At 68.1% G+C, this 17,802-nt stretch carries 12 protein-coding genes; all 12 read right to left on the reverse strand.

The window, feature by feature from the left end; all coding sequences use genetic code 11:
* Positions 1 to 41: 41 nt before the first annotated feature.
* Positions 42 to 2,213: a type II secretion system secretin GspD gene (gene gspD / locus FA87_RS17035; RefSeq protein ID WP_052191413.1), complete on the reverse strand. Its 2,172-nt coding sequence runs from the start codon at positions 2,211 to 2,213 to the stop codon at positions 42 to 44.
* 39 nt (positions 2,214 to 2,252) lie between these two features.
* Entirely contained in the window at positions 2,253 to 3,023 is a 771-nt protein-coding gene (locus tag FA87_RS20045; RefSeq protein WP_052191414.1) for a hypothetical protein, read from the reverse strand.
* On the reverse strand, positions 3,020 to 3,616 hold the full coding sequence (gspM, locus tag FA87_RS17045) for a type II secretion system protein GspM (RefSeq protein WP_036117026.1): 597 nt from the start codon (positions 3,614 to 3,616) through the stop codon (positions 3,020 to 3,022). Before gspM ends, FA87_RS20045 begins: the two co-directional genes overlap by 4 nt.
* Positions 3,603 to 4,847, reverse strand: coding sequence for a PilN domain-containing protein (locus FA87_RS17050; RefSeq protein ID WP_052191415.1), 1,245 nt, complete (start codon positions 4,845 to 4,847; stop codon positions 3,603 to 3,605). Before FA87_RS17050 ends, gspM begins: the two co-directional genes overlap by 14 nt.
* Positions 4,844 to 5,698, reverse strand: coding sequence for a type II secretion system protein GspK (locus FA87_RS17055; RefSeq protein ID WP_156128586.1), 855 nt, complete (start codon positions 5,696 to 5,698; stop codon positions 4,844 to 4,846). Before FA87_RS17055 ends, FA87_RS17050 begins: the two co-directional genes overlap by 4 nt.
* Positions 5,695 to 6,360, reverse strand: a complete 666-nt coding sequence (locus FA87_RS17060) for a prepilin-type N-terminal cleavage/methylation domain-containing protein (protein ID WP_036109853.1) — start codon at positions 6,358 to 6,360, stop codon at positions 5,695 to 5,697. The genes FA87_RS17055 and FA87_RS17060 overlap by 4 nt, the downstream gene beginning before the upstream one ends.
* A complete protein-coding gene (locus tag FA87_RS17065; protein WP_043696237.1) occupies positions 6,357 to 6,779 on the reverse strand; it encodes a prepilin-type N-terminal cleavage/methylation domain-containing protein in 423 nt (140 codons plus the stop codon). The genes FA87_RS17060 and FA87_RS17065 overlap by 4 nt, the downstream gene beginning before the upstream one ends.
* Positions 6,776 to 7,216 carry a GspH/FimT family pseudopilin gene (locus tag FA87_RS17070; protein WP_043696239.1) on the reverse strand — a complete coding sequence of 147 codons (441 nt, stop codon included), beginning with the start codon at positions 7,214 to 7,216 and terminating at the stop codon, positions 6,776 to 6,778. The genes FA87_RS17065 and FA87_RS17070 overlap by 4 nt, the downstream gene beginning before the upstream one ends.
* Before the next feature lie 26 nt (positions 7,217 to 7,242).
* Positions 7,243 to 7,668: a type II secretion system major pseudopilin GspG gene (gene gspG, locus FA87_RS17075; RefSeq protein WP_081907331.1), complete on the reverse strand. Its 426-nt coding sequence runs from the start codon at positions 7,666 to 7,668 to the stop codon at positions 7,243 to 7,245.
* Positions 7,669 to 7,695: 27 nt separating this feature from the next.
* On the reverse strand, positions 7,696 to 8,913 hold the full coding sequence (gene gspF, locus FA87_RS17080) for a type II secretion system inner membrane protein GspF (RefSeq protein WP_036109846.1): 1,218 nt from the start codon (positions 8,911 to 8,913) through the stop codon (positions 7,696 to 7,698).
* Between the two features lie 10 nt (positions 8,914 to 8,923).
* A complete protein-coding gene (gspE, locus tag FA87_RS17085; RefSeq protein ID WP_239709181.1) occupies positions 8,924 to 10,639 on the reverse strand; it encodes a type II secretion system ATPase GspE in 1,716 nt (571 codons plus the stop codon).
* Between the two features lie 207 nt (positions 10,640 to 10,846).
* A complete protein-coding gene (locus tag FA87_RS17090; RefSeq protein ID WP_043698395.1) occupies positions 10,847 to 17,785 on the reverse strand; it encodes an ESPR-type extended signal peptide-containing protein in 6,939 nt (2,312 codons plus the stop codon).
* Positions 17,786 to 17,802: the final 17 nt, after the last annotated feature.

A 17,802-nucleotide genomic window follows, 5' to 3' on the forward strand; every position in this document is an offset into this window, starting at 1 on the left:
CCGGCTATGGTACGCAAGCCGGCGCCGGATCGTGCGTTTCGTCAGCCGCCTTCCACGGTACGCGTTCCCGCAGGCGCGATGGCGGAGGCTTCCAGTGGCCGCAACGCGCGGAACGACCGCCGGTAATCGTCGAGCACCCGCCTGGCTTCCATGCCGTTCGCGATCACCCGGGGGGTGATCAGCACGACCAGTTCCGTCCGCCGACCGGTGGTTTCCTTGTTGCGAAACAGTGCACCCAGCAGGGGGATGCGTGACAGGCCCGGCACGCCCACGGTCGACTGCGTGTCCAGCTCCCGAATGAGGCCACCTAGGAGGACGGTCTGTCCGCTCTGCACGGCGACCTGTGTGGTCAGTTTGCGCTTCATGATGGGAAGATTGGGACCGGTTGCCGTGCGGTCCGCGCGGCTGACCTCCTGTTGCACGTCCATGTACACCAGACCACCGGGATTGATCCGGGGCCGCACGTCGAGAATCACGCCCGTGTCCTTGTATTCCACCTGGCCGACCATGTTGCCGCTGCCGGCGGCGGTATTGACGTAGGTCTGCGTGACCGGCAGCTGGTCGCCCACCTGGATGCGCGCCTTGCGATTGTTGACGACGACCAGCGAGGGAGCGGACAGGATCTTGGTCTTGCCGGACTGCTCCATGGCCCGGAGCTTCACGCTCAGTTCGTTGTTGACGAACGAATAGAAGAGCGCATCCGGTCGCGCCTGCATGGCGTCGAGCGCGCCACCCAGCGCCCATTGCTGCTTGTTGCCCGGTTGGGTTACGGCACCGTTTCCGCCCGCCAGCCCTTCGAGGTACCACTGGACGCCGAAACGGAACTCGTCACTCAACGCCACTTCGAGGATTCGCGTCTCGATCTGCACCTGAAGCGGGACCGCATCGAGGCGCTCGATCGCCTTGCGCACATCGGCCCATTCCGAGGGACGGGCGCGGACCATCAGCTGGTTGTTCGCGTCGATCGCGGTCACGCGTATGCCGTTCGCCGCGGGACCCGCCGAGGATGGCGAAGGTACCGAAGGCGGCTGGTAGAAGTCCTTGTCGTCGGCGCCCGTTCCGCCGAACGCATCCGACGTATCGCCGCTGTCGTCGCCCAATGCACCCGTACCCAGACCCGGAGCGACCCGCCCTCCCGCATCGCCGTCGACCGCGGCACCGAAGACACCGGCAATGTACCGGGCGACATCGGACGCGGGCAGGTTGCGAAGATCGTAGACGAACAGACGCGGCTCGTTGCCACCACCGCCGTCGATGCGCGCAATCCATTCGCCCACGCGGGCCACGTGTTCCTCGCGCGTACCGATCACGACGAGACTACCCGTGCGCGCGACGGGAATGAAGCGGATGAGCCCGGCCACGGGGGCGCCGCTGCTGGCGCCGAACACGGATTCGAGTGCAGGCAGCAGCTCGTTGACCGACGCGTTCTTCAGGCTGAACACGCCGACCGACATGCCGCCGACCCAGTCGACGTCGAAGGTGTCTATGGTCGCCTGATAGTTGGCGAGTTCGTCCGGCGTGCCCGACAGGACGAGGACATTGCGTGCCGGGTCGGCAAGCAGGACGGCCTCCGGCAGCACGAACGGCGCAAGCAGCTTGGCCATTTCGGGAGCGGAGACATAACGCAGGGCATACAGGCGGGCGGACATGCCCGCAGCGGGCGCACCCGCTTTCAGACGGGGCACCAGATGCCCCGCCACCGCCTGCCCCGCCGGAAGAACGTTGTAGCGTCCATGCTCATGAACGAGGGCATTCCCCGTCCAGGACAGGAGGGTTTCGAGAATGGGCAGGGCTTCGTCACGCGCGACCGGTTGCGCGGTGGAGAAGGAGATCGTGCCTCTTACGCCAGGGAGCACCGCGTAGTTCGCCTCGAGCAGATCGCCGAGAATCGCCTTGACCACGGCCTCGACGGGTTGATCCTCGAAATTGAACGTCACCGCACCGCTGCCCTTCGCCGCCGCGCGTGGCGAGCGCAGCGCCTGCGGGTGAACGAAGCGACCGCTGCCCGCGTGGATTTCCGTCGACGCCGCGGTGCCGACGGTGCCATCCGTCTGGTTGGCGTCGTCGAGTGGCAACGGCGCGGGCACCGGCTTGTCGGTTCCCGCCATCGCTTCGCGTTCAAGCGCGACCGAAGCCATGCGCGATGAATGCGAGGCGCAGCCGACCATCAGCAGGGCCGATAAGGTGGCCGCGCCGAGTGTGGATGGTTTCATGTGCTGCTGCTCCTTCCTTGGGGGCGCGTGGTGCGCCCGCTACTGCGAGTCCTGTGCCTGCTGGCGCTGTTGTTGCTGTTCCATGCGGCGCTTCTGCACCGCCTGCTTCAGTGCTTCGATGCGTGCACGCTGCAAGGCGTCGTCATCCTGTCGCGGCGGCGACTGTCGTGCACCGGCATCGACCGGGTGCGGAAGCGCCGGACCGGTCATGCCCGACGACTGGGATGGTTCCACACGCATCGCCCCCGGTGGCAAGGGCTGAACCGGCGTCGCCTGCGGCGGCTGACCGGGGCCGTTTCCGGGTCGCCTGGCGTCCTTGGCGAGCGCATCGGGCGCGCTCACTTTGAGCGTGAGTTCGCGATGCTCGCCACCGTTGTCGAATATGGCGCTGCGCGGCGTGAGCGACGCGAGCGTCCAGTGGCCTTCGGCCAGCGGTGAGCCCTCTTTTACGCGGACGGTGACATCCTTGCCCTTGTCGCGCAGCAGCGCCATGCGCAAGCCGGGCGTCACGATGATGCCCGTGAGTTCGAGGTCGCCGATGTTGCTGGCGTTGTCGTCGTCACCCGCGGCCGCGACCGGCTTGCGATCGGCCATGAACAAAGGACGCTGCCAGACCTCGGCAAACCGTACGAGCGGCACGGGCGTGGGCATCGCCACCGGGCGGGTCGCGGGCAGCGGCTGCGGGCCGGCGGGATCGTCCCAGCGAACGCCACGACCCACGCCTGCCGCGAGGACACAAAGTGCGCCCAGGAGGACGATGACGACACCACCCAGCACGGGTGTCAGACGACGCTGACCGGCCGCATTCATGTCGCCGCCTTTGCCGTGCGGGCGGCATGGATGTAACCGGATACGGTGAACTGAACTTCCATGGGCGCCGCGCCTCCGGCGCGTGCCGCGACCGGGTTGCGGTAGATGCTGAAGTCCTCGATGAAGAGATACGGCGTGGCGTTTTCGATGTCGTGGATCACGGCCGTCATGGGCTGCATCTGGCAGCGAAGGCTGATGTTCACGGTGACCTTGCGGTAGGGGTCGCTCGCTTTTTCCTGACTCGGAACCGGCATTTTCTGGACCACGTCGCAGGCACCGTCTTCCTTGTGCGCCGCGGCGACGTCGACGATGCGCTGCATCAACCCGGCGGCGGCGGCGTTGGTGTCGTCGCCCGGCAGGAAGGCATCGCTGTGCGTCTGTCCCTGCTCGAGCGAGGCCAGACGCTTTTCGAGCTGCGGGCGCTCGGCGATGGCCGCCGCGTAACGCCTCTGCGTGTCACGCAGGTCGTCCATTTCGTCGGCCATGGCGGACTGCGGCGCCACGAACCACCAATGGATGAAAAGGAAATACGCGATCGCCAGGACCACGATCGCGAGAAGGATGGCGGCGACACGGGATTCAGCGGGCTTCATGCGCACGGGGTGCCTCCTTCGCGCTGGTCGAAGCCGCTGCGACGGCTGTGCCGCCGGCCGGCGCGGATGCGCTGCCTGCACGCGCGGGGTGAGCCACGGCGGGGACTGTTTCCGGTTTCGGAATCAGTGCCTTCGCCTGCATGTAGAAGCGCTCCTTGCCGGAGGTGGGATCGGCCTGGATGGTTCCCTGGAAACTCGGGTCGCCGATGCTGCGCGCGCCCTTGAGGGCATCGATGAGCCGCGCCGCCTGAGGACTCTGACCCTGGAAGCCCAGCTGACCGCTGGCATTGAGCGTAAAGCGTTCGAGCCAGGTGTCATCCGGCAGGCGCTGGGTGAGCTCCTCGAGCACGGGAAGCACCGCGGCCGTCTCCATCTTGCGACGGGCCAGGAAACCCGAGGCACCCGCGCTGTCCGTGAGTTTCTGGCGCAAGGCCTTCACCCGCCGCGCATCGCTTTCCATTCCTTCGACTTCGGCACGCATCGCCTCGAGCGAGAGATGACGGTTGTGCAGCCACATCGCCATGACGCCGAGCGTCAGCAGAGCGATGGCCGCGACGAGAAAGAGATTGAGACGGCCACGGCGATCGACGCGGCGCGGAGCGCGTGCCGGTGGGAGAAGATCGACACCGGCCAGATCGTATCCGTCCGCGACATCGACGCGGTCCGGCGCGATGCCGAGCACGGCGAGTTCGTCCAGCAGGGGATCCAGCGCGCTGCGAGGCGTGGCGGCGAGCTCGGCCACGAAGCGGCCCTCCGCGCCGGCCGCGCCGAGATCGCGCACGCCGAAATGGATCTCCTCCGCCCGGAAAGGGGTCTGCCTGTCGAGATCGAAACCGACCACCTGACGCAGGTTGTCGCGCGCCGCGATCGGCAGGACGAGGCGGCGGCGCAGGACGTGCGCCGCGGGCAGGACGAGGGCAACGCGCCGGTCGGCGGGATCGGCTTCGGCCAGCGCCTTCGCCAGGAGGGCGGTCCGATGCTCGGTCGTATCCAGGTCGGCCGCCTCGGCCACGGCGGAACCCTCGCCGGCACGACGCAACGACCAGCCGTCATCGTGTCGTTCGACCGCATACCAGCGTTCGCCACCGGCGAAGGTATCGCGCCAGCGCGCGGGCATCAGCGCCGACAGCTCGCCACCCCACCAGCGCAGGAACCCTGGCAGCGCGCTGCCTCGCCAGGCGCGGCGAAGTCGCTCGATCTGCATCTGGGAGGCGTCCTGCAAAGCGGTCATTCCTCGTCTCCTTCGCGCCAACGCAGTACGGCGTAGGGCTGATTTCCCGATCTTATCCCACGCAGTCGGATCGTCGATGTAAGGGAACTCCTGGTTCCGTCGTCAAGGATCGCCTGCGCACGTATCGTGTGCGTGACACCGTTGCCACCCGCCGCGGCCGCACCCGTGGCCTGCCCTCGCGCCGAGAGGATCGCCGTCGCACCGGCGCTGCCGAGACCGGGGATCGCCGCCAGAGCGAGTGGCTGCGCGTGTTCGGTGTTGGGCCGTTCGCGACCCGACCAGATGGTCAGAACCGGGGCGACCTGCGCCCAGAGCTGCGCATCCATACCGAGCACCATGCGCCCCTCTTCCACCGTCGCGAAGGGCCCGTTGCGAGGGCCGTAGCCCAGGCCCGCCGCTTCATATTGTGGTTGCTTCGCGCCGTTGGGCAGCGCCGCATCGCCCGCGCGGCGCCAGTCCTGGATGGCCGCCGAGAGGTGGCTCGCCTTGTCGTCGTTCGCACCCGCCGCTTTGAACAAGCCTGTCAGGACGTCATCGGAAGCCGCGTTGAGATCGACCTTCCCATCTTCGTCGACGATGGTGAGGGTGACCTTCGCGTCGTCGAATTCGAAGAGGTAAGGACGACCGTCCGCCACCCACCGCGCATCGATGTCCGTGGACTGCAGCGCCTGAATGGCCCGGATCACACCGGCCTCCGCCGCGTAGTGCGCGCGCGTCTGAGCGAACTGATAGCGGGCCTGCAAGCCCTCGGTACGGGCCAGCGCCGCAAAGCCGCCAAGCATGATGGCCAGGAGCGTGCAGCCCCACAGCACGATGAGCAGCGCGACGCCGCGTTGCCTTACGTCCATCATCGGATCACCGGCCCGCGCGTTCCGCGCGTCAGGGAAAAGCCGTTGCGCGATGCCGTCGGATCGAGACGGATGGGCGCGACCAGTGTGGGAAAGGCGACGTTGCCGCCGACGTCGAGCGCCAGACGGACAAGGGAAGGCGTACGCCGGGTATCGTCCCAGCTCTCCTGCCAGTCACCTGGCTGGTTCTTGTCGTCCATGCCGCGGTAACTGAAGGCGCCTTTGCGAATGCCGCGAAGCAACACCTCGGGTTCGCCGATCGGCCTGGGCTCACCGCCGTTGGGCGGCAGGAGCGAAAGCGCGACTTCGAGACGATAGCCATCGTTGCCGTCGCGCACCAGCGACACGGCCTGCAGTTGCGGTCCGAGTCGTGAAAGGTATCCCGGCATGGGTGCGACGAAGCGCAGCGTCGTCGCGTCGCCGGAAAAGACGATCGGATCGCCGTCGTCGGTTTCAGCAAAGGGAACGATCAGCGCCTGGGCGATCTCGGTGCGCAGGTAGCCCTGGGCGGAACGGATCTCGTCCATGCGCTGGATGGCTTCGCTACCGCTGCGGACGATGCGCGACGCCGTACTGATGCCCGAATACACACCGAGCAGGACGATGGTCAGCAGCGCGAGCGCCGCCAGTACTTCCATGAGGCTGAAGCCGCGCTGCCGCGTCATGGCTGTTCCTCCTGCCCCGAACCGCCCATGCGCAGCGTGGAGAACCGCGCGTGCCGCTCACTACCCTCCGGCCCCCACATGACGTCGAGGTCGATGCGATAGATCACGGCCGCGGCCATGGCGCCATCCGGCACCGGACGGGCACCTGGGACCTGATAACGGCTGACGTTCATCCGCCAGCGGTAGGTGTCGTCGATGCGGCCCTCGCTGTCACCCTCGCGTATCGGGTCCATGACGAACGCGCCGTCGAGCAGCGAACGGGCACGCAGCGCGGCCTGGGTTCGCTCGTTGGCGCGTGCCGTCAGGCTCATCGAACTGCCCGCCACCTGCATCAGCGCCGCGAAGGCGATGGCAAGCACGGCGATGGCGGCGATGACTTCGAGCAGGCTGAAACCATTCTGTCGGGCGATGCGCTTCATCGCGTGTCCACGACCTGGATGGCGCCGGTCAGCCACGCGACGTTGACGTGCCACTCGCGTGCGCCACGCTTGAGCGTGATGCGACCTCCGGTGGAACTGCCGTCGGGAAAGAAGCGGATACGCCCGGTGGACGCGTTGGCCTGGTCTTCGCGGGCGCTGGTGATCGACACGCGCATGTCCCTGGGTAGCCGCACATCGCCTTTGCCGGGCGCACGATAGGTGGCCGCCGATGTGTCGACTTCGAGCGCCAGGCTTTCGCCTTTCACGATCGACTGCGCCCGCGTCCAGCGCAGCGCCGCCGCGAGTTCACCGCTGGCCGCGTTGACTCGGGCGCTGGCAAGCCCCTGGGTCACCGGGATCGAGACGGCCGCCGCCGCGATCCCGATCAGGAGGATCACGGCCAGCATCTCGAACAGCGTGAATCCGCGCGTGCGCATGGCAGTAATCCGTCCGTCCTGCCGGATTACTGCCAGTTGCCGTAGTCGGCCGAGTAGCCGTCGCCGCCCGCCTTGCCGTCCTGCCCATAGAACACGAGGTCGAAGCTGCCGTGCTCACCCGGGTAGCGATAGCCGAACGGATGACCCCAGGGATCCTTCAGATCGGATTCCTTGGCATACGGTCCTTGCCAGTTTTGTGCATCGGCCGGCTTGGTGGTGAGGTCGTCGAGGCTGTGCGGCGGGCTGCCGTTGTCGAGGGCGTAGTTTTCGATCTTCTGGCCCAGCGTGGTCACCTGGGCCTTGCCGGCACCGTACTTGCCCTTATCGACGTTCTTGCCGACCTGGGTCACCACGATGGCACCGATGATGCCGATCAGCACGATCACGGCGAGCATTTCCAGCAGCGTGAAGCCGCGGGCGTGGCTGTGACGGAGGGTACGGTTCACGCGCATGGGACAAGCTCCTTGAAACGGGTTCGATCAGTTGATGTTGCTGGTAAGACTGAGCAACGGCAGCAGGATTGCCGCCATGATGAAAGCGACCATCACGGTCATGACGATGGTCAGTGCCGGCACCAGCGCCGCCAGCAGGCGGTCGATGGCGCGCTTGGCCTCGACGTCGAAGGTGTCGGCGACCTTGAGCAGCATGGTGTCGAGCGCGCCGGCTTCCTCGCCGACCTGGATCATCTGCAGCGCCAGCCGCGGGAAGCGCTCGGTCTGGGCGAGGGAAGTGCCGAGTCCCGCACCACCCTTGACCCGCTCGGCGGCCTGTTCGAGTGCCTGGTCGAGCGCGCGGTTGCCGGTGACCTGACGGGCGATCGCCAGCGACGACAACAAGGGCACGCCGTTCTTGAGCAGGGTACCCAGCGTACGGGCGATGCGTGCCGTCTCGACCTTCAGAAGCAAGGGGCCGGCGACACGCATGGTCAACAGACGGCCGTGGAAAGCGAGCTTCGTATCGGGGTCGCGCAAACGCAGACGCAGGAAGGCGCCGAGCACGACCATGACCAGAACGATGGCCCACCACCAGTCGCTGATCACCGTGCCGAGCGCCAGCACGACCTGCGTGATCAGCGGGATCGGGACCTGCATGTCGGCGAAGATCGGCACGAACTGCGGCACCACGTAGGCGAGCAGCAGCACGAGCGAGCCGAGCACGCCGACCATCAGGAAAGCCGGATAGATCAGGGCATTGATGATGCTGCCGCGCAAGGCCTGCGCACGCTCGAGGTAATCGGCCAGGCGCCGCAGCGTTTCGTCGAGTGAGCCACCGGCTTCGCCCGCACGCACCAGGCTCACGTAGAGACGTGGAAAGACACCGTTCTCTTCATCCAGCGCCGTGGACAGGGTCGTGCCGCCGCGCACACGATCGCGCACGCGCTCGACCAGATTCTTCGCGCGATCGCCCTCGGGGAGGTCGAGCAGGATACCCAGCGCGCGGTCCAGCGGCTGTCCGGCGCCCAGCAAGGTCGCGAGCTGATGCGTGAACTGCGCGAGCTGATCGCCCGTGAAAGGTCCCTTGCGAAACAGCGCGGCGATCCCGCCGCCCGATGCGGCACCGTCCGCGGGCGCGGCCTCCAGCGGCGTATGGCCCTGGTCCTGGAGGCGCGCCACCACGTCCGCGACGGAAGAAGCCTCCATCCGACCGGTAAGGGCTTCGCCTGCGGCACTGATCGCGCGGTAACGGAACATGCTCATGGGTGTGGGCCTAGGATTCCTGCGTCACGCGCAGGACTTCCTCGATCGTGGTGATCCCAGCCACCGCCTTCGCGAGACCGTCCTCGTACATCGTGCGCATGCCCTCGGCGCGTGCCAGCCGTTCGATCTCACCGGCATCGGCGCGCTGCATGACCAGGCGGCGCAGCGGATCGCTCATGATGAGGAACTCCATGATCGCCCGACGTCCGCGATAGCCCGTCGGATTGGCCGTGCTGGTGCCGGGCTTCCACAGACGGATGGGGCGCTCGTCGGTGTATTTGTGCAGCTCGAACTGCTCGATGACTTCGGGCAGGGCCTCGTACGGGACGGCCGTCTCGGGATCGAGCCGGCGAACCAGACGCTGGGCCAGGATGCCGTTGACGGTGGAGCCCAGGAGGTAATCCTCCACGCCCATGTCGAGCATGCGGGTGATGCCACCCGATGCGCTGTTGGTATGCAGCGTCGACAACACCAGATGGCCCGTGAGCGCCGACTGGATCGCGATCCGGCAGGTTTCCAGATCGCGCATTTCGCCGATCATGATGACGTCCGGATCCTGACGGACGATCGAGCGCAGCGCACCGGTGAAGTCCAGTCCGATCTGCGGTTTCACCTGAATCTGGTTGATACCCTCGATCTGGTATTCGACCGGGTCCTCGACGGTGATGATCTTCACGTCGGGCGTATTGATCTGCGACAGCGCGGTGTACAGCGTGGTCGTCTTGCCCGAACCGGTAGGTCCGGTGACGAGCAGGATGCCATGCGGCCGGTCGAGCACCTCCACGAAGCGGTCGCGGAAATGCCCCGTGAAGCCCAGCGATTCAAAATCGAACACGACCGATTCGCGGTCGAGGATACGCATGACCACCGACTCGCCGAAGCTGGTCGGCACGGTGGAGACGCGAAGGTCGAGCTCCTTGCCCTGTACGCGGAGCTGAATACGACCATCCTGCGGCAGGCGACGCTCGGCGATGTTGAGCCGCGCCATGATCTTTACACGGGATATGACAGCCGCCGTCGAACTGGACGGCGGCGCTTCGACCTCGTGCAGCACGCCATCGATGCGATAGCGCACCTTCAGGCGGTTCTCGAACGGCTCGATGTGCACGTCCGATGCGCGCTGCTCGACCGCACGCTGAAGAATCAGGTTGACCAGGCGGATGACCGGCGCTTCGGAAGCGAGATCGCGCAGGTGCTCGACGTCGTCTTCGACCGCCGCGGTGCCGTCGAGGCTTTCGACGATGCTGCCCATGGCGGAACGACCCTGGCCGTAATAACGCTCGATCAGATCGTCGATCTCCGAGCGCAGGCCCACGCGCAACCTGACCTCACGGCCCGTCGCCAGGCGCACCGCCTGCAGCGGGTAGGGATCGGCGGGGTCGGCCACGAGCAGGCCGAGGCCTTCGTCGCCCTCGCGCACCGGCACGACATGATATTGCTTGAGAAATCTTACGGAGAGTTCGACGTCGGCCGGCGGCAGCTCGGGAGCATCCTTGGCGGCGAGCAGGTCCAGCCGCAGCAGATCGGCCCAGGCATCGGCAAGATCGCGCTCGGAGACCAGGCCAAGCCGCGCCATGAGCGAGGTCAGCGTGCCATCCGGGGTCTCATCGTGCAGGCGGCGCGCCCGCGCGAGATCGGTGTCCTTCAGGCGGCCGTGCGCGACCAGATGCGCGCAAACCTGGGCTTCGCCGGGTTCCCCGGTGAGCATGTCCTTATATTCGGTCATCGCAGACATGCCAACTCCACACGGTCCGTAGGTTACGTCTTGCCAGGCGGTCGTTCCTGACCGCGCGGGCCGCTATTGGTAGCACAGACCGTGTGTCGGGGGCGACCGGGAAACCTCCGATTCGCGACAGGGCTCAACAAGCGAAAGCCGGCGTTGCCGCCGGCTTTCAAGGACTTGGCGGCGCCGTGTAGGCGCCGCCGGGCGTAATTACCAGCCCACGCCTACACCCACGCCACCCGACGACTCGCCTCCGCTGATCGATGCTCCGAAGGTCAGGCTGGCACGGGGCGACAGGGCGCGCGAGTAGCCGACTGACAGGGCTCCCTGCCCCTTGTAGCCGCCGACGCCCACACCCATGCGGTTGTCACCGCTGACCCCCTGCGTGCTGAAGGCCATCTGCGACATCGCCGCGCCCATCGCGCCCACCTTGTTCAGGCGGTCGTTGAGGTTGCTGAAGCGACGGTCCACCGTACGCTTGTAGTCATCGAAGGCGCCGCCGCTGACCACATCGCCGAACTTCTGGTCGGTGTAGGCCTTGGCGCTGCTCAGCGTCGTCGCGTCGCCCTGATCGGCGTACGACTTGGCGGTGGCAACGGCCTGATCGACCTGGCCGAGATTGGCGGCGTCGGTGGGTGCGGTTCCTGCCGCGACGTTCGTCACGCGACGCTCCGCGCCCGCGCTGCCGACCGATACGGTGTTGGCCTGATCGGCGACCGAATTCGCACCCAGCGCCACGCTGTTCGTCGCGGCCGCCGTCACGGTGGCTCCCGTACCCACGGCGGTGCCGTTCTCGGCGCCGACGCTGGCATTGGTACCCACCGCGAGATCGGTAGGATCCTTGGCGTAGCTACCCGCGCCGATGGCGGTGCCGTTACCGGTGCCGTCGACGACGGCGGCGGCGACCGAGGGCGCGGGCGCGGCGGCAACTACCGGCGCGGCGGCCACCGGCGCGGCAGCCACGGCATCGGCCGTGACCGGTGCGGACGCGCCGACCACCGTCGGCGATATCACCGCATTGCGCCGCACGGGCGTCCCGCCCGGAATCGTGGATCCACCCGACTTCGACTCGAGCTGACCGACCCGCGTATCGAGGGACGACAACGCCCCGTCCAGCGCACCGACCGCATCGCCGACCGTCCCGTACGAGCTTCCCTGCACCCGGTAGACCGGGCCGACGAATCCGCTCGCGCCCATCGTCGCGCCGCCGCCGAGTGCCATCGCCACGGCGTTACCCGCTGCGTTCGAGGTGCCCGAGAAGGCGCTCGAGAGTGCCGTGTTCAGCTGCCCCAGGTTCACCGCATCGGTGGTCTGCGTACCCGCCGCCACGTTGGTGATCTGCCGGTTGCCCGACGCGCTGCCCACCGACACGGTGTTCGCGCGGGTTGCCACCGATCCCGCACCGAGGGCGACGGAATTCACCCCGAGGGCGCGAGCGCTGTCACCGATCGCCGTGGCGCTGGCCGCACCGGCGTTGGCGGAGGCACCGATCGCCGTCGCCGAGGTTTTGCTGGCCGTGGCGAACGCACCCTGCGCCGTCGACAGATCGCCGCTGGCGCTGCTTCCCGCACCGGTGGCCGTGGCGTAGGCGCCCGTCGCACTGGCGTCGTCGGAGCCATCGCCGGCACCCGTGGCGGACACGTAGTGCGCCGCGGAGCTCACGCTGTCCGCAAGGTCCGTCAGCTGCTGGACGTTCGCCGCGTCCGTGCCCTGCGTGCCCGCGGCGACGTTGGTGACCTGACGCTCGCTGCCGCGCGCGCCCACGGACACCGTGTTGGCGCGGTCGGCATTGGCGCTGGAACCGAGCGCCACGCTGTTGGCCGTCGTGGCCGTCGCGCCGTTGCCGATGGCGACGGCGTTGGTGGCCGGCGTCGTGACGAGGCTGTTGGCGCCGAGGGCGACACTGCCTGCGCCGCGCGCCGTGGAGAAGTCACCTACGGAAACGCTGCTCGCACCCGAGGCCCAGCTGTTGATGCCCAGTGCCGTCGCGTTGTCGCCCGGCGCATATGCGAAGTAGCCGAGTGCCGTGCTCCCGACACCTTCCGCCGCCGCGACACCACCGAGGGCCGTCGCATAATCCGCCGTCGCCTGTGCCCCCGCACCGAAAGCGGCCGCGCTGTCACCCGTGGCACCGGTGTAGATGAGGCCGAAGCCCGCCAGGTTGCTCGGGCCACCCACGGCGACCGAGCCCGCGCCCGACGCCGTGGTCGACGTACCGACCGCCGTCGAGTAGTCGCCGGTGGCATTGGCGACCGCACCCAGTGCCGTCGACTGCGCGCCGCTGGCGTAAGCGCCGACACCGGCCGATGTCGCGGCGAAACCGCTCGCCTGCGAGCTCGCACCGACCGCGGTACCGCCGACGCCGGCACTCGTCGCACCGGTATCGACCGGATTACCGTTGGCATCGGAGATCAGCGCGTTGCCGTCTTCATCGATGGCATTGCCACCCACCGCGACGCTTCCCGCGCCGGTTGCCTGCGCGCCGGCACCGAACGCCGCGGCGTTCTTGCCACTGGCGACGCTGCCATACCCGCTGGCCGTAGCGAAGTCGTTCGCGGCAACCGCACCCGCACCGGTCGCCGTCGCTCCCGTACCGGCCGCGAAGGCGCCCGAGCCGGACGCGCTGGCGTAGTCACCGACCGCCTGCGCATCGTCGCTGCCATCGCCCGCACCATTGGCGCGGAAGTAATGGCTCGCATCGCTGGTCGCGCTCGACACGGCATCCAGCTGACCCTTGTTCACCGCGTCCGTCGCTTCGGTACCCGCGGCGACGTTGGTGATCTGCCGCTCGCTGCCGACATCGCCCACCGAGACGGTGTTCGCGCGGTCGGAATACGAGCTCGCACCGAGTGCGACCGAATTCGCCGCACCGGCGATGGCGGATTCGCCGATCGCCGTGCTGCTCACGCCATCCGCCCAGCTGTTCCAGCCCAGCGCGGTCGCGTAGTCCGCCGTCGCCCAGGCGCCCGCACCGAAGGCGGAGGCACCCGTGCCCGCGGCCTGTGCCGGAATGAAGCCGAAGAAGGTGCTTCCGCCGACGGCGACGCTCTCGTCACCCGTGGCCTGCGCACTTTCACCGACGGCGATGCTGCTGGCACCACTCGCCGCGCTTTGCGTGCCGACGGCCGTGGAGAGATCGCCTGTCGCGTTGGCCACCGCGCCAAGCGCCGTGGCCTGAGCACCGCTCGCGTACGCGCCGACACCCAGCGACGAAGCGGCAAAGCCGCTGGCCTGCGCGCTGGCGCCGACCGCCGTTCCACCGACATCCGCGCTCGTGGCGCCCGTATCGACAGGCACACCGCCGCTCGTGATCAGCGGATTGCCATCGGCATCGACCGCCACGCCGCCGACGGCGACGCTTCCGGGACCATTGGCCTGCGAGCCCGCACCGTACGCCGCGCTGTTCTGGCCGGTGGCGACGCTGCCGTAGCCCGTTGCCGTGGCATTCGTACCCGTCGCCACCGCACCGCTACCGAACGCACTGGCACCGTCGGCCGCGGCGAATGCACCGGAACCCGCGGCGGTCGCGTAGTTACCCGAAGCCAGCGCATCATCCGATCCGTCGCCGATGCCGTTAGCCTTGAAGTAATGGCTCGCATCGCTGGTCGCACTGGATACCGCGTCCAGCTGTCCCTTGTTCACCGCGTCCGTCGCCTCGGTACCTGCCGCGACGTTCGTGATCTGCCGTTCGCTGCCGACGTCACCCACCGACACGGAATCATCGCGATCGGCCGTTGAGCCTGCGCCCAGTGCGATGGAGTTCTCGCCCAACGCCCATGCGTTGGCGCCGAGGGCCGTTGCGTTGTTGCCGAGTGCCCAGCTATTCGTGCCGAGCGCGATCGCATTCTCAGCCTCGAGCCCGAACAGCCCGAAACCGGTTTCCGCGTACTGACCGATCGCGACACTGCCGACACCCGATGCGCTGGCACCGCCACCGACGGCCGTCGCACCGGCGCTGTACGCCGACGAACCATAACCGTTCGCTACAGAGAGACTGCCATCGGCAAAGGACTGCGAACCGGTGGCGGTCGAGCCTGCGCCAGAGGCCTGAGCGAGGAAGCCGCTGGCCGTGGATTGCTCACCCTGCGCGAATGCCGCCGTGCCCAGTGCCGTCGCGTAAGCACCTTCGGCCTGCGCGCTGGCGCCAACGGCGGTGGCGGCGAGACCGGAGGCCGTTGCCGGACCGACGGCTTCGCCGGTCGCGTTGTAGGTAATCAACGGATTGCCGTCGGCATCGAGGGCTTGCGCACCGATCGCTGTCGCGCCGTTCGCCGAGGCCTGCGCGCCGGAACCGTAGGCCGAGCTGTTCTGACCCGATGCAACGGATCCATAGCCGCCGGCGGTGGCGAACGACGCGTTGGTGCTCGCCCCGCTGCCGATGGCCGACGATCCGTTGCCCTGCGCGATCGCGCCCTGACCGACCGCCGTCGTGTAGTCGCCGCTGGCGAAACTACCCGAGCCGACGCTCGACGCACCCGTGCCGTCGGCAATCGCTCCATGGCCGTGTGCAAGCGATTCATCGCCGAACGCCGCGCTGCTCTCGCCGGTCGCGGTGGAACCCGTCCCGGATGCTTCCGCATTGGCGCCCGTAGCGGTCGAATTCTCGCCCGTCGCCGACGCGAGACCACCGACGGCTGTGGCGTTGTTCGCCGCCGCGTAGCTTCCGCTACCGATCGCGGATGCGAAGTCGCCCGTCGTCGTCGCCACCGCACCGACCGCCGTGGACTGCACACCACTGGCCAGCGACTGCGCACCGAGTGCGCTGGAACCGAGATCCTGCGCACTCGCGCTTTCACCGACCGCCGTGCTGCTTTCGGCGGCGGCGTACGTGTTCCAGCCCAGCGCCGTCGCGTAGTCCGCCGTAGCCCAGGCACCGGCACCGAAGGCCGCCGCGCCCGTGCCCGTCGCCTGTGCCGGGATGAAGCCGAAGAAGGTACTGCCACCGACCGCGACACTCTCGTCGCCCGTGGCCTGCGCACTTTCACCCACCGCGACGCTGCTCGCGCCCGTCGCCGCGCTCTGCGTGCCGACCGCCGTGGAATAGTCGCCGGTGGCGTTGGCCACGGCGCCGAGGGCGAGACCCTGCGCGCCACTGGCATATGCACCCACGCCAAACGACGAGGCCGCGAAGCCACTTGCCTGGGCACTGGCACCGACCGCGGTGCCACCGACACCGGCGCTGGTCGCACCCGTATCGACCGGCACACCCGCGTTGGTGATCAACGGATTGCCGTCTTCGTCCACGGCCACACCACCCACGGCGACACTGCCCGGGCCATTCGCCTGCGAACCCGCACCGTAGGCCGCGCTGTTTTGTCCCGTGGCGACGCTGCCGTAGCCTGTCGCCGTGGCATTCGAACCCGTGGCTACAGCTCCGCTACCGAAGGCGCTGGCACCGTCAGCACCGGCAAACGCACCGGCACCGGAAGCGGTCGCGTAGTTTCCTGTGGCGAGCGCGTCGTCCGACCCGTCACCATTGCCGGTCGCCTTGAAGTAGCGCGTCGCGTCACTCACGGACGTGTCGAGCTGTGCCTTGTTCACCGCGTCGGTACCCTCGGTACCGGCCGCGACGTTGGCGATCTGGCGCTCGCTGCCGACATCGCCGACGGAGACGGTGTTATCGCGATCCGCTGTGGAACCGGCACCCAGCGCCACGGAATTTTCGCCCAGCACCCACGCGTTGGCGCCCAGCGCTGTCGCGTTGTTGCCGAGTGCCCAGCTGTTGGTACCGAGTGCTACCGCATTCTCGGCTTCGAGACCGAACAGGCCAAAACCCGTTTCGGCGTACTGACCGATCGCGACGCTTCCCGCACCGGAGGCGCTGGCACCGCCGCCGACGGCCGTCGCGCCCGCGCTGTATGCGGCCGAACCGTAGCCGTTCGCGACCGAGAGGTCGCCATCGGCGAAGGCCTGCGAACCGGTCGCCGTCGAACCGGCGCCGGACGCCTGGGCAAGGAATCCGCTCGCCGTCGATTGCTCGCCCTGAGCGAACGCGGCCGTACCCAGCGCGGTGGCGAATTCACCTTCCGCCTGTGCACTTGCACCGATGGCCGTGGAAGCGAGACCCGAGGCCGTTGCCGGACCCACCGCCTCACCGGTCGCGTTATAGGTGATCAGCGGTTTGCCGTCGGCGTCGAGCGCCTGGCCGCCGATGGCCGTGGCGCTGTTGGCCGATGCCTGCGCACCCGAACCGTAGGCGGAACTGTTCTGTCCCGCGGCGACCGAGCCGTAGCCCGTTGCCGTCGCGAACTGTCCGTTGGCGACGGCGCCCGCACCGGTCGCGCTCGCACCGGTGCCGTTAGCGAAGGCGCCGGAGCCCGACGCCGTCGCGTAATCGCCGGTCGCCTGCGCGTCGTCGCTGCCGTCACCGGCGCCGTTGGCCTTGTAGTAGTGCGCTGCGTCGCTGACGCTGTCGGCCAGTGCGGTCACATCGCCCTGCACGCCATCGACGCGCTTCGACAACGTGTCCACGCGCTTCGATACACCGGTCACGGTTGTCGACACCTGGTCGAGCTGACCCTTGTTCACCGCGTCCGTCGCCTGCGTGCCCGCCGCGACATTGACCACCTGGCGTTCGGCACCGGCGCGGCCGACCGAGACGGTATCGGCGCGGTTGGCAATGGAGTCGCTGCCGATCGCAACCGCGTTCTTCGCGATGGCGCGTGCGCCGCGGCCGATCGCCGTGCTCGATACGGAGGCGGCATTCGCGCCCTGCCCGATCGCCGTGCTGTCCGCACCCGTGGCGCGCGTCCCCTGGCCGATCGCCGACGAGAAATCGCCCGTCGCCTGCGCATCCTGGCCTACCGCCGAACTGGAATTGCCGCTCGCCTTCGCGTCGGTGCCGATGGCGATACTGAAATCGCCCATCGCCTTCGCGGCCTGACCGCATGCAAAGGCGCCATCACCCTTGGCAGTGGGTGCCTTGCCCTGCAAACCGAAGAGGAAGCCACCGCACACCGTGCCGTTGTCTTTCGCCTGCACAGGCGCGCTTGCGAGCGCCAGCATCACACCGGCCGCCAGCGGCAGTGCCGCCATGGCGGCGCGAAGGCGTCGGGAGGCGCCGCCCTTGCCGTTTGCCCGAGCCAGCTCCGATGCCACGACCAGGATGCCAAGCGATTTGTTCCAGACCTTGCTGTAGATGGTGTTCATGTAACCTTCCTCCCAGA

Origin of the sequence: Luteibacter sp. 9133, assembly GCF_000800155.1 — a bacterium.
Lineage (GTDB): Bacteria > Pseudomonadota > Gammaproteobacteria > Xanthomonadales > Rhodanobacteraceae > Luteibacter > Luteibacter mycovicinus.

Excerpts from the sequence above, each read along its gene's own strand:
- gspD (WP_052191413.1), bottom strand. The coding sequence starts at position 2,213 with ATGAAACCATCCACACTCGGCGCGGCCACCTTATCGGCCCTGCTGATG.
- FA87_RS20045 (WP_052191414.1), bottom strand. The coding sequence starts at position 3,023 with ATGAATGCGGCCGGTCAGCGTCGTCTGACACCCGTGCTGGGTGGTGTC.
- gspM (WP_036117026.1), bottom strand. The coding sequence starts at position 3,616 with ATGAAGCCCGCTGAATCCCGTGTCGCCGCCATCCTTCTCGCGATCGTG.
- FA87_RS17050 (WP_052191415.1), bottom strand. The coding sequence starts at position 4,847 with ATGACCGCTTTGCAGGACGCCTCCCAGATGCAGATCGAGCGACTTCGC.
- FA87_RS17055 (WP_156128586.1), bottom strand. The coding sequence starts at position 5,698 with ATGATGGACGTAAGGCAACGCGGCGTCGCGCTGCTCATCGTGCTGTGG.
- FA87_RS17060 (WP_036109853.1), bottom strand. The coding sequence starts at position 6,360 with ATGACGCGGCAGCGCGGCTTCAGCCTCATGGAAGTACTGGCGGCGCTC.
- FA87_RS17065 (WP_043696237.1), bottom strand. The coding sequence starts at position 6,779 with ATGAAGCGCATCGCCCGACAGAATGGTTTCAGCCTGCTCGAAGTCATC.
- FA87_RS17070 (WP_043696239.1), bottom strand. The coding sequence starts at position 7,216 with ATGCGCACGCGCGGATTCACGCTGTTCGAGATGCTGGCCGTGATCCTC.
- gspG (WP_081907331.1), bottom strand. The coding sequence starts at position 7,668 with ATGCGCGTGAACCGTACCCTCCGTCACAGCCACGCCCGCGGCTTCACG.
- gspF (WP_036109846.1), bottom strand. The coding sequence starts at position 8,913 with ATGAGCATGTTCCGTTACCGCGCGATCAGTGCCGCAGGCGAAGCCCTT.
- gspE (WP_239709181.1), bottom strand. The coding sequence starts at position 10,639 with ATGACCGAATATAAGGACATGCTCACCGGGGAACCCGGCGAAGCCCAG.
- FA87_RS17090 (WP_043698395.1), bottom strand. The coding sequence starts at position 17,785 with ATGAACACCATCTACAGCAAGGTCTGGAACAAATCGCTTGGCATCCTG.